8 protein-coding genes are annotated in these 13,489 nt (G+C 44.2%); 2 read left to right on the top strand and 6 right to left on the bottom strand.

All coding sequences use genetic code 11. From position 1 onward, the window contains the following. Positions 1-130: 130 nt before the first annotated feature. Entirely contained in the window at positions 131-511 is a 381-nt protein-coding gene (locus L1283_RS22330; protein ID WP_088162356.1) for a hypothetical protein, read from the top strand. Further along, the gene (locus tag L1283_RS22325) at positions 492-1,229 is read left to right on the top strand and encodes a hypothetical protein (protein WP_145329758.1); all 738 of its coding nucleotides are present in this window, start codon (positions 492-494) and stop codon (positions 1,227-1,229) included. The genes L1283_RS22330 and L1283_RS22325 overlap by 20 nt, the downstream gene beginning before the upstream one ends. Positions 1,230-1,327: 98 nt before the next feature. Here the strand turns inward: L1283_RS22325 and L1283_RS22320 are convergent, their stop codons facing one another. From L1283_RS22320 to L1283_RS22295, 6 genes are all read right to left on the bottom strand, one after another. Continuing rightward, a complete protein-coding gene (locus L1283_RS22320; protein WP_429626462.1) occupies positions 1,328-3,808 on the bottom strand; it encodes a DUF4982 domain-containing protein in 2,481 nt (826 codons plus the stop codon). Between the two features lie 64 nt (positions 3,809-3,872). Then, positions 3,873-4,895, bottom strand: coding sequence for a glycoside hydrolase family 53 protein (locus L1283_RS22315; RefSeq protein ID WP_286801353.1), 1,023 nt, complete (start codon positions 4,893-4,895; stop codon positions 3,873-3,875). 36 nt (positions 4,896-4,931) lie between these two features. Further along, positions 4,932-5,984: a DUF5111 domain-containing protein gene (locus L1283_RS22310; protein ID WP_198385954.1), complete on the bottom strand. Its 1,053-nt coding sequence runs from the start codon at positions 5,982-5,984 to the stop codon at positions 4,932-4,934. Positions 5,985-6,097: 113 nt separating this feature from the next. Beyond that, complete coding sequence (locus tag L1283_RS22305) at positions 6,098-7,663, bottom strand: RagB/SusD family nutrient uptake outer membrane protein (protein ID WP_088163671.1); 1,566 nt, start codon at positions 7,661-7,663, stop codon at positions 6,098-6,100. A 32-nt stretch (positions 7,664-7,695) separates the two neighbouring features. After that, positions 7,696-10,680 carry a SusC/RagA family TonB-linked outer membrane protein gene (locus L1283_RS22300; RefSeq protein WP_286801356.1) on the bottom strand — a complete coding sequence of 995 codons (2,985 nt, stop codon included), beginning with the start codon at positions 10,678-10,680 and terminating at the stop codon, positions 7,696-7,698. 201 nt (positions 10,681-10,881) lie between these two features. Further along, positions 10,882-13,458, bottom strand: coding sequence for a hypothetical protein (locus L1283_RS22295; RefSeq protein WP_286801358.1), 2,577 nt, complete (start codon positions 13,456-13,458; stop codon positions 10,882-10,884). Positions 13,459-13,489 lie beyond the last annotated feature (31 nt).

Here is a 13,489-nt window from a genome sequence, read left to right as displayed (position 1 = left end):
CGCCTATAAAAGGAAAAAAGGGACAGCTAAAGATCTTCGCAGATTGAAAAATAGGGGTCAATATCGAAATGATGAAAAAAGCTATGCTTGTACCATAGAAATCCAATCCTAAAATTTATTTAGGACACATATGATTGCAGGTAAAACAAAATTCTTATGTTTAAATACCAATGCGCTGGAATCAGATTACTCCAATCCCGTTCCCGACTTTTCATTTATTGAGCAAGAGCGCCAAAAAGATATCACACGTTTTGAACAAACAGTTGTCGTCATGCATGCCAGACCCACATCCGATCAGTTCAACAACAATGTAGCTTCGGTCTTCCAATACAGTATAAAACAATTCCCCAATCTCCTTTATTGTACCAATGGCCACGATCATATCTATCAAAAAGAAGATATTTTTAAGGATGGTATCATCTATTACGGTACTCCCAATATCGGTAAACGTCAATTTCTAATTTTTACAATCACTAAGGACCACTATACCCATGAACTTGTTTCTTACTAAATCAAAAATACGATTTTTCGCGCTTGTTACCCTTTTCTTTTCAGTTCACAATATGGCTCAGGCTTCCGAACACCAATATCTCCCAGGAACAAGCTTGGCTGGCAACAAAACGGACACCCTCCAGGAGAATAACATCACAACGGACAGCATCAAAACGGGAAACATGAGCACTAAAGAACTAAAAAAAGCCGCCTTTAGCCTTGTTCCATCAAGTTATATGCTTCAATACGCAGGATCCATAGGACTGCTTTCTGCCGGAACAGGCTGGGATTATGGCCGACACAAGCAGTGGTCGACAGATTTCCTGCTTGGCTATGTACCAAAATACGATACAGACCGGGCTAAACTTACCTTAACGCTGCGTCAATCGTATACCCCTTGGGAAATTAAACTCAGTGAACAGTTTACTTATCATCCCTTGCGTACCGGCGCTTATCTCAATACGACCTTGGGTAAACAATTTTGGTATAAAGAACCTGACAAATACCCGAATAGCTATTATCGGTTTTCGACCAGGCTACGCATCAATATCTTTGTAGGACAGGACTTCAGCTATAAAATCAAATCCAACAGTTCTTATTTTGAAGGCATAAAATTCTATTATGATCTTCATACCAGCGATCTTTACCTCGTTAGCGGCGTACAGAACAAGTATCTTAAATTTGATGATTACATTGGACTCGCCCTAGGTGTCAAGCTACAGATTAGGCGAAAATAATGCGCAAAAAAGGCTAGATCGATATCGATCTAGCCTTTCTGTTAAAATACAATCAACGCACTAACTTATTTAAGGTATCATTTAAACAAAAGCTACGGTCAAAACGTTTTAGAATTTACAGTCTGTACGTTTAATACCCCCTCTTTTAAACCTTTGCATTTCGCCTTTATCTGAATCTTTCCCGATTTTTCGCCTGCCTGAACAATCAAGGTAAGCTGTCCATTGAATAAATGCATCTGCGGTTTGTGAAAAGCTTCTAGATTTGTTGGATCACCGTTAGCCAAGGCTTTAAATGTACCATCGCCAACTACGTCAAATTGGATCAGTTCTGCGGCCCGTGGGCAGAGGTTCCCCGCTTTGTCCACTGCTTTGACACGGATGTAGGCTAATGCACGGCCATCAGCAGAAATGGAATCAAGAACTGCATCCATTTCAATCCTGAAGGGTTTTCCCGCCGTACGGATTATTTTTTCGGCCGCTGGTTTTCCAGATTCATCGTAAGCTACGACTTTGACTTCTCCGGGTTCGTATACCGTATTCATCCACATGAGGCGGTAACGCTCCTGTAAAGAAGCCTTACTCTTGCGCTGTATTCCCTGACTTTTCCCATTGATAAAAAGTTCGGCACTTGGATAATCTGTATACACGAAGACAGGGGTTTCTTGCCCCACACGCTCAGGCCATGTCCAATGTGGAAGTATATGCAGGGTATGCTCATTTCTATTCCATAAACTTCGGTACAGATAATAACGGTCTTTGGGAATGCTTGCCAGATCAATAATACCGAACATGGAACTATGGTTGGGCCAGGCATCGGTATCATAAGGGGAAGGTTCGCCAAGATAATCAAAGCCTGTCCAGACAAATTGCCCCATGGTCCAATGATGATCTTCCGCCAGGGCAAAATCCTCATCCGGAAGGTTGGACCAAGAGCAATATTCCATATCGTAAGAAGACGACTGATGATCGGAATACAACATATCACCTTTTTTTAGCACCGGAAATTTATAAACGCCCCTCGAGCTCACTGTTGATGCCGTTTCCGAACCCAACACTAGATTTTGGGGTAATTTGGCATACGCCTCTTCGTAACGGTGCGCACGATAGTTTAATCCCGGAACATCCAACAGACTAGCAAAACCATTTTCCAGCACACAGCTTACCTGATCCATACCGCAGGTCACTGGTCGGGACGGATCCTCACGATGGCATATATCCTGTAAAAACGAAGCTACTTTATAGCCTTCAGCACTGCATTGTGTGGGCACTTCATTTCCAATGCTCCACATCACGACAGCAGGGTTATTTCTAAAATGATGGATCATGTTGACCATATCCCGTTCGGCCCAATCCGCAAAAAATCGATGATATCCATTTTTACATTTCGCAATATCCCATTCGTCAAAAGGTTCAATCATCAGCATAAAGCCCAATTCGTCACATAGGGCAACCAATTCCGGAGCTGGCATATTATGTGCCGTACGAATGGCATCGCAGCCCATATCTTTGAGTAATTCCAATTGATAACGAAGAGCCGAAACATTGATTGCAACCCCCAATGGTCCAAGATCGTGATGATTACATACCCCCTGAAACTTTCGGATCTTTCCATTTAACATAAATCCCCGGTCGGCAATAATACGTACCTCCCGAATCCCAAAACGGGTTTCAAAACTGTCTGTCAATTTACCGTCTACAAATACTTGCGTGGAGGCCCGATACAGATTTGGATGTTCGGGGCTCCAGAGAGCAGGGTTTATCACTTCAAGATTTTGCACGAAAGGCTTGCCATAATTTAGTTTTTGTTGGTTTTCCTTCTGCGCAACCACCTGTCCCGCCGCATCCAAAATCGCAGTTACCATTCGTACCAACTTGCCATCAGCATTCTTCAAACTGGTTTCAAGCTTAACTGAGGCTAGACTGTCCGACACAAAAGGCGTCGTGATATACGTCCCCCAAACAGGTACATGGATCTTCTCCGTCACGATTACATGCACATTGCGATAAAGTCCTGCACCGGGATACCAGCGTGATGACTGTGCTTTATTTTCCAACCGCACAGCAACCGTATTATCCATCCCGTCCTGATGTAGAAATTCGGTCACATCACAATGAAAAGCATTGTAACCGTAGGGCCAAAAGCAGGCTTCCTTTCCATTGACATAGACCCGGGCTTCACTCATTGCACCATCAAATTTCAGAACCACGCGTTTATTGACGGGGTCGAATTGTGGAATATCAAAGTTGGTACGATACCAACCCACCCCCACATAAGGCAAACCGCCAGTACGGCCCGTTTTTACTGTTGCCTTTTTCTCTCCATTTTGTGTCACTGCAACATCCTGCAGATCATGTGATCGATCAAAAGGCCCAAAAATAGCCCAATCATGCGGTACAGTGACCTTCTTCCAGGCCCTATCATCTAGTGCTACTGATTCCCCATGAACAACCTCACCCTGAAAAAAACGCCAGTTTTTCTCCAACAAGAAGGATTGGCGTGCAGACTGTCCGTACGAATTGCCCGGAACAAGTAGGAATAAAAGAAACAAAAAGTAAGTCGTACGCAGTAATCTCATCATCAAATCAGGTGTTTATAGTCTACAGTTCAATTTTTTCATTGTCATTCAGCGGTTTAAATATACCTTATTTAAAAGCATTCAATGCTTTTGTTGGGCGCCCATTATTGTCAAATGCACCTAGGGTATAACCATTCCACCCACCATACGCCAAAGGCTCCCAATAGAATATACCCAGTACTTTCTGATCGGGCACACTATTGACCGCGTTGAAAAGATCCTTTAACCATATTTCAGCACTATCTGCTTCATCCCAGCTCATCCCCACCTCGCAGATCATCACTTCCGAATTGTATCGGGCAACCATATCTTTGATGTTACTGATGCAGGCTGCATTGCGCTCTTTCCAGTTTGCTGGAGTCGGGTAAAGTGACATGCCAATCACATCCCATTTCCCACCGTTGTTTTTCAGACCATCGAACATCCAACGAAACAAGTTATTGTCAAATCCATTGTGCAGGTGTACGATCACTTTTGCTGCCGGAAATACTGCTTTTACCGCATCATAGCCGGCATTATTCAATGTGGCATAATTAGCCATACTGACAGAGGCTTTTCCATCTTCCCAAAGCATCCCATTGCCCGTTTCATTACCGACCTGCACCCATTCAGGTGAGATACCGCTATCTTTTAGCAATTGAAGAACCTCCGTTGTATGATCACTAACAGCCTTCTTTAAACCATCAAACGATAAACTCTTCCAAGCTGCAGGCTTTGTCTGCTGTCCCGGATCCGCCCAGGTGTCACTGTAATGAAAATCCACCATAATACGCATGCCCAGATGATGCGCACGACGAGCTTTGACCAGTACATCATTCTTGTTGCACCAGCCTTGCTGAGGATCTACCCAAACACGCAATCGTACCGCATCCATGCCCAGTCCACGCAAGATTTTCAGCCCATCCACTGCGCTGCCTCCTGCATTAAAAAATTGCACACCTGAGGCTTCCATTTCAGTAATCCAGCTCACGTCCGCACCTTTTGCCAAATGTGTTTTAGGTACATCCACCTTAAGATTATCTTTGTCGTTGCAGCCAGACAAGCCCAAACACAAGCCTATTAGGGCCAACATTATTTTTATTTTTTTCATCCGATTATTTCATTTAAGAACCCGTCCCTATCTATTTTATTCCACATGATATTTGAATTGTTTTGGATCGCTTAGATCAAGAATCAAGGTATGTGTACCGATCTTATCATAAGCGAAGCCAGTTCCATCGGCCGTATACAAAGCACAGTTTCCATCGCCCTCTGCTGCGCCAAAAAACCAAGTCCAGCTGCCATTGATCAATACCTTAATTCCCCATTGTTCAGCTACCGTTGTCGTGATGGTTGCTTTCCAAACCTTCGCCGTCTGGTCATATACCATTGGTGTTGCTGTTGCACTCCAACCATTAAAATCGCCCGTTACCGTCATGGATTCTACGGAAGTTTCTTTCCAGGCCAATTTATTGACATCGGCTGTCAAGTATAAGTATCCACCTTTACTCGTCCAGCAATTCCAGCGATCAGCTCCGCTATACAAGATATATTGGCTACCATCCAGGGGATAAGAACCATAGATGAGCGGTGCACTCGCACTTTCCGCATTGGTTAAATAGAAGTTGTACCATTGGTCGAGACGCACAAAACCATCGTAAAAACCATCTTCCTTTCTCGAACACAGTTTCCATGGAAATTGCGTAAACTCTTTATTTGATAGATAGAGATAGGCAGCATCCTCAACGGGCTGGTAAGCGGTGACAGTCAGGGCGATCACATTGCTGTAGAGCCAATCTGTATTGGTTCCCAATCGTGAAGCAATACGGACATAAAACACATTCTTTTCATCAGGCAAAAATCCCATTCCCGTGACAAGGTTATTCAATTGTTCATGCGTATAGCTGAGCGAGCTTGCAACCTGTTCGATACTTTTGGAGACAGCAGAAAAAGATGGATCAGCAGCAATTTCTATTTTATTTTTTAAAGCCGACTGCGCCATTGGTTCATCGCTGGCCAAAATCGCCTCATCCCAGACAAGCTGCAGAGCCACGGCCTTGCGATCAGTAGATTTTAAGACCAGTTCTGTTGTACTGCTGTACAACACTGCAGGTTTTATCCCACTGACAGCCGGTGTTCCACCCTCCTTTTTACAGGCAACGAAAAGCAACACCAGGATATAGAGTGTCAATTGTTTCATAGGTATCATTATCTTTAAAAGTCCATATGGGAATACCTGGATACTCTTCGCAGCATATGTGCTTTCAAATAGCCGTATATCTCCATAGATTTAGTTATTAATGCCAGCCACCGCTAGTAGCCAGGATTTTGGATCAAATTCGGGTTAGCGCTCATATCAGTGGTTGGAATCGGATACAGATTGAATTTCGCATCCACAGAGCGGCCGTTCATGTCACCGCCTTTCCATTGCCAGATGTAATCGCTACCGGTAAATTTCCCAAATCGAATCAGGTCAGTACGACGCGTACACTCCCAAAACAGTTCACGGCCGCGTTCTGCAAGGATAAAATCCAGTGTCAGCTGCGCCTGGTCAATGGCTCCGGCCGAACTACCATACCCCCGCTGACGGATACTGTTTACCAACCTGATCGCTTCCTGTACACTTCCTCCGCCACCGCGCAGTACAGCCTCAGCATACATTAGATACACGTCGGCCAAGCGGATCATCGGGAAATCAGTACTTACCAAACCTTCATCTGTCGTATAGGTACCATCATCTTTCAAATTTGTAAACTTAACAAGCCCATATCCCTGGCTCGAGGCAGCGGGGTCTTCGACATCCAGGGACTGGCCGTTTTTCCAGAAATCACCTCTTTTGTCTTCCGCCTGAAAGAGTGCCACAAATTCGCGAAGTGTACGAAAACTATTCCAGCCGGAAAGCACACCGTAATCCGATGATTTCATGCTTCCAACAATAGGGCCGTTGACAAGATACGTTGTCGCACCCCATGTCGTTGTATGCGCTACATCGGCCTCTATCGGGAAAATAATTTCATTGGTCCGTTTATCATTATCAGCATTAAATACCTGCTTATAGTTCGCATTTAAGGAATATCCAGCATCAATCACTTTTTTAGCATAATTCAGACATTCCGCATTTCGTGCTGTACCCGTATAGACCTGTGCATTAAGATAATTTTTGGCCAATAGGGACCAGGCGGCAGCACGGCTTACCCGGCCATACTCATTTTGACGTGCTTCCGGTAAGATCGTCTCGATCTCAGTCAATTCTTTTTCAATAAATGCAAAGAGATCAGCTCTTGTCATCCGTGGTGGAAAAAATGCAGCAACCGGGTCCTTTTCAGTCACAAAAGGAACGTTCCCATAAAGGTCCATGGCATGACTATAGGCCAATGCACGCAGAAAACGCGCTTCGGCTGCGAACTCCAAAATTTGTGCCTGCTCGGCCGAATTAAAAGTCGCCAGCTTCTCTGTTGTTGCATTCCGTAGAAATTCATTACAGATGGCTACCGTATAGTAGATCCGATAATACATGGCATTCACCCAGGTATCAGAAGCTCCCCAGGTCATATACTGGATATCGGTCATATTGTCGCCTCCTGCCCATGTATAGATCACTTCATCAGTCGGTACCTCCTGCAAGTTAAAGTAAACCCGAAGGTAACCCCAAGAGGCCGTGCTGCCCGCCATATCCGGATCGGCATCACCACGTCCATTGCCCGCAACGGCAAATGAGGCATACAATTTAGCAAGTACTGCCCGGTAACCATCCACAGAGGTGTATACCGACTCCGAAGTAGTTTCTACAGTGGGATACTGGTTTAAGTCTTTTGTACAGGATTGTAGCAATGCGATTATACTCAACAATCCAAAACAATATCTTTTTATATTTTTCATCGCTATATAAGTTTTCTTTTTTGAGGGAGCCATTAAAAATCCATATTGAGACTCAAGGAGAAAGTTCTTGAGCGTGGGTAGAACGAACTGTCGAAGCCACTCGGAACCTCAGGGTCCATGCCGCTATATTTGCTCACAATAAAAACATTCTGAGCTACCGCACCCACACGTAGATTGGAGATCTTACCCACCTGACCAAAATTATAGTTCACCGACAGGTTTTCCATCCGAAGGAAGGAAGCATTTTCGACGTAATAATCCGAATAATACTGTCTGGTCTGGAATTGGGTATTCAAGTAATCCCGATGTAAGTTGTTGATCGACGCATCCACATATTGAACTGTTTCCCAAGCACTAAGATTCATTTTGGTATTATTGAATACGTAGTTACCCAAATTTGCGCGTAGTGTCGTTGCTGCTGTCCATTTTTTGTAAGTTAACTGCGTATTGAAACCAAAGAGCCATTTTGCCGCGGGCGCTTGATAGCGGTACAAGTCCTTTTCGTTGATCGCTCCATCACCATTCAGATCCGCATATACACCTTCGAGCGGCTTGCCAGCCTCATTGTATAACTGTTTGTAGACATAAAACATGTAAGGCTGATACCCCGTTGTCAGAATCTGTATACCACGACCACTGACATTCGGTCCCACATAAGTTCCTATGGCATTCGCATCCTGCACCAAAGCTATATTGGTTACTTTTGTATGCTGATTAGTCGCATTGAAATTGACTTCCCAGCGCAAATTATCCTTTTGTATGGGTACGGTATTCAGTTGAAATTCGAAGCCACTACTTTCGACATTACCTACGTTGATAGTCGCGTTCTGGTCAAAATTGGTTCCTGCGGCTACAGGCACATTGGCCAATAGATCATGCGTTTTTCTTGTGTAATAGTCAATTGCACCAGACAGCCTGTTTTTCCAGAAAGCGAAATCCAGGCCGTAGTTAAATGCTTTGGTCGTTTCCCAGCGTAAGTCCCGATTGTAAACCGATGGTCTATACACCAGATGGTACTGATCGCCGAAACGATACTGTGCATAGGCTGTTCCCAAATTGTATACCGGCAAATATTCGTAATTTCCGATCCCTTCCTGCTGACCTGTAACGCCGTAACTCGCACGGAGCTTTAGATCGTCCAGGAAAGAGATTCCTTTCATGAAAGACTCCTGCGAAAGACGCCAGGCCAAGGCGACTGAGGGAAATGTTCCCCAACGGTTTTCGGGGCTGAATCGGGAAGTTCCATCCTTACGGACCGTAGCGGTCAATAAATAACGGTTATCGTAATTGTAGTTGATCCGTCCGTACCAGGAAATCAGCGTATGTCGTTCGTCAGATGCAATAGCAGTCGAGCGTATATCACCAGCTTCGTTATAGTATACTATAGGTGGCCGTCGGGCACTCCAATATTGATAATCGTGACCTGCTGTCACGTCAATTGTACTTTTAATTTCCGGGAAGAACTTATTATAGTTTAGATAGCCTGTAAACAATTTATTTTTAAGCGTCTGTTCATAACGGTCAAAAGCGCCTCCGATCGTAAAATTATTGGCTGCACTTGCCGGAATAAGATTCGATCCATTTCCTTTGGCATAGTCATATCCGAGTGTTACGTGCGCTTTCAATTCAGGTAGCAGATGGAATTTATAATCGAGGTCAAGGTTACCCACGGCTCTATTGACTGTACTACGGTGTTTTTCCTGCTTGAGCAATCCAAGTGGATTGAGGTTTGCACCTGTTGCCGGAAGACCGGCATTATCCAAACTCTCGTAATAGCCACCATAAGCATCTGCCCCAGAATAAATCGGTTGCGTAGGATTAAATGCTACAGCAGACCATATCGCATCGGTATTGGCAAAACCGTTGTTGTTATGGGCACCTTTAACATTTAAATTTACGGTCAGGTGTTTATTAAAAAAAGTGGGATTTAACACCAAAGCGCCCGTCACGCGCTCCGTTTTGTCGGTCCGCAAAGTCCCTTGCTGATTATAATAGCCCACCGATGTACGAAAAGGCAAGGTTTTGCCGATCTTTCCCTGTAGACTTAAGTTATTATCCGTCCCGATGGCATCCTGAAAAACCTCAGACAGCCAATCTGTTGAGGCATTGCCCAATAACGCCTTTTGGGCAGTGCTCCCTTTGGTATTGATGAGCGAGGCAAATTCATCGCGCGACATCATATCAGCCACTCCCATAGCCTGCTGCATGGACACGATTGAAGAGAAAGAAAGCCGTAAAGCATCTCCTTTACCCTTCTTTGTTGTTATCAATAATACCCCGTTTGACGCTCGGGATCCATATATTGCTGTCGATGATGCATCTTTGAGCACTGTCATGCTTTCGATATCATTCGGGTTGATCAGACTGAGAAAATTGCCACTATTGCCGCTAATACCACCAGTCTCTAGCGGTACACCGTCCAATACGATCAATGGATCGTTGCTGGCACTCAAGGAGGCTCCCCCACGGATACGTATCGTACTCCCGGAAGAAGGAGAACCGCTGTTGGACATCACCTGCACACCAGCTGTTTTTCCATTGATCAGCTGTTCGGGAGAGCCGACAAGTCCACTGTTAAAATCCTTGCTTCCGACCGTATTTACGGCACCGGTTAGATCCTTTTTTGTTGTACTACCATAACCTACGATGACGAGCTCTTCCAGCACATTTCCCGCAGGCACCATGCTGACATCCACGGATGTTCCCCCTACCACCGTCAAGGTTTGGCTACTGTAGCCTACAACAGAGAATAGAAGCTGGGATTTACCCTTGGGCAATGAGATACGGTACGAGCCATCACTCGCTGTTGAAGTGCCCACCGTAGTTCCGGCCACCAATACTGTTACACCTGCCATCACCTGCCCATGCTCGTTGCGGACCACCCCACGGACATCCTGTTGTTGCATCGACCTGATCCACTTGCTTTCCCCTTTCGTTGCAGCATAAAGCTGCGTTTCCCCAAGACAGGATAGCAAGGACAAGCCCAATAAACTTGTTTTAAATGCAAAACCCTTCATTGTTTAAAATTTAGATGTGTTTATAATTGTTTTCTTTCCCTTTATTATATTTTTTGTATTCCTTATCGCTTTATTTAAGCATTCCCCTAAAAAACGCAGCCGTTTTTTTCAGGTCGTCGTTCTGCTCCAAACCTTGATCCTTACGGCCTGACGGATTATTATCCATGCCCTACTAATCGGTGGCATTAAGCAGCTGTATCGCTATTCGAGCCATATCGCAGCTATAGATAGTGCCACCCCCTCCATCTTTTCGCCTGAAACGATTAGTTTTTCGATATCCCTTTTGTCAAATTGAACCAGAACCGTGGGCTTAAAAAACCGTTCAAGAAATACAGGATAAGGAGCAGGTAGCAAAGCCGTAGGCACGAGCTTTAAGTTGGCTAGATCCATACGAACCACTGTTTCGCCGGATGCCCCAATAGCTATATTATCCACATAGGTATACCCTTTTTTTGTCACAAACCCAGCATTCAGCAGCGGATTCCCGCCTTCATGTTTCAAGAGTATACAGAGCTTTGTGGCAGCAGCGATACCCACAGGCCGTTCAGCAATTGCCGATTTGATATCTTTTACCCAAAAATACTGTACCCCCGAATCCTTGGCATGAAAAGTATAGGTCCAAAAAGGAACTTTACTGAGATCATGATGCTCCCGTTTCGCATTCATGTAAGCCGTTTCTGGAATAGCGAAAGTTTCCAAAGAAGACACTTTGGACAAGGACTCAAAAAGCCCTATAGGCGCACGCTGCTCATATAAGCCCACCGTCCAATACCTATTGACACGATAATTCCAATCCAGCGGTGCTCCAGTCTGATTATCAGGATAGGTAATTTTTTCACCATCCACAAACACAGTAGCTGTATATTTCAATTCATTGCCCACGAATAAAGATGCCGGGACATCCGCTTCATAGGTACAGTTATCTTTGGAGATCAACTTGATGTAGGGATTATGATCTTTCCAAAACGAAACCTGGTCCGTTTGTAGAATAATGGAATCGGGCTGTTTTTCAAAAACATAACGGAACTGCAATTTGGTAGAGCGCCCTTTTTCCAATATTTCGGGCTGCTGGTGTATCAATAAAGGCTGCTTCAGCGCTTCAGTTTTTGGCGCGTAATATTCGCCCAAATAGCCATTTTTCCAGGGCGAGGAAGCTAGCCAGCTATTTTTCAGCTGGATATTCTTACGCTTTAACAGATATACTCCAGGCTTAACGCTGAAACTTGTTTTAGCGACTGAAATAGCTTCATCGGTGTCATTTTTCCCTAACAGTGAACGGACGGTAAACAGGTCGCCTAGATCAGGAATCCGAATATCGATCCTCTGTGACCGGTACAGAATATGTACCACCTCACGATCGAGCGATGGCTTAGCAAAAGGATCAGCGATTTTTTCTGCATCCGGCATAACCTCCAAGCGCCATAGACCATCTTCCAGACGATCTAAAAAATAAGCACCAGATCCACCGTATTCCACCACAGGTGACGAACCATGACCGGCAACATGTTGCAATTTCGTTGGATTTAAAGGCCTTACAGTCGTATTATTGGTGTAAAAATACTTATCCTGCGCATTCATCACGGAGAGATCCTGCTCATAACTAACACTAAAATCGCCAAATAGGGTGTCTTGAGGGTAATGTTCAAACTTTTTATTTCTCGGTATCGTATAAGCCACCTCTGCAGCAATCATGGTACTCAGTGCTTTTGCCGGTGTATAAGCCAAATTGAGATAATGTGTCTGATATTCGGTATTATAGGCTGCAATATCCATCGGATCGTAAGCAAACTGAGTGATCCACTGAAATCCCGCCGAACGAAATGTGCGGCTCATTGCGGGATGCATGTAGCTGTAAAGATTATCAGCAGGATCATATTCGTAAACTGCTTTCGCTTTGTTGGCGAAGCCTTTCAAGTTTGAAAAAGGGATATCGTACTGATCAATGTAAGGAAGAAAATTCCCTTGACGTTCCCGTCCAGCAACCAGTCCCACAGGATACCATTGATAAGTTGTGCCTTGGATATCAGCATCAAAATAAGCCTTAACATGTTCCATATTATGACTTACATTGTAGAAAATCGGTTTTTTGTTCCCACTTTTCTTCATGGCATTCACCATTCGACCGATATAGTCCGACGTCGTCTGAATGGCACCTGTATGGCAAGGTTCATTATTTATTTCAAAGCCTATGATGTAAGGGTCCGTCTGATAAGCATTTCCGGTATACGGGTTGACATGATGAAGTAACTGGGTAATGTATTTTTCTTGAGCAGCTATCGCCTGTGGATTAGCATGAACCTCACACTTATCATAATGATACGTAAATGCATCTGTATTTATATTTCTTTCAGGATAACCATTACCAAAATTGGTCATTCCCGTAATCAGGATCCTAATTCCCCTTTCCTGAAGTTTAAAAAGTAGATAATCCAATAGATCAAGGTGTTCATTGCTGATCAGGTTACCATTTTTATCGGAGATTTCTACATCCCAAATATGGATACGATAAGCGTTATATCCCAAACGGGCGAAGTGATAAACGTCCCGATCAATAGCCCGCTTTCGATCGATGCCTTTATCGTGTAAAGCCCGAAAGGCATGGGCAAAAGGAACGGTATAATTGACGCCATAAAATGAAGCTTCAGCTTTGGAGTCGGACCAGCGCATGACACCTTCACGGTCGACAAAAACTGTAGGGACCTTTTTAATAGCCTTCGATTGAGCGTAAGAATTGACATAGCCCAAGAGAGCAAAGCAGCATAAAATAATTACACGCATGGATTGTATCGATTTATAATTTTTTGGTTAT

It is taken from the genome of Sphingobacterium sp. HSC-15S19 (genome assembly GCF_050433745.1).
GTDB lineage: Bacteria > Bacteroidota > Bacteroidia > Sphingobacteriales > Sphingobacteriaceae > Sphingobacterium > Sphingobacterium siyangense.
This window is presented reverse-complemented; position numbering and strand designations above follow the sequence as displayed.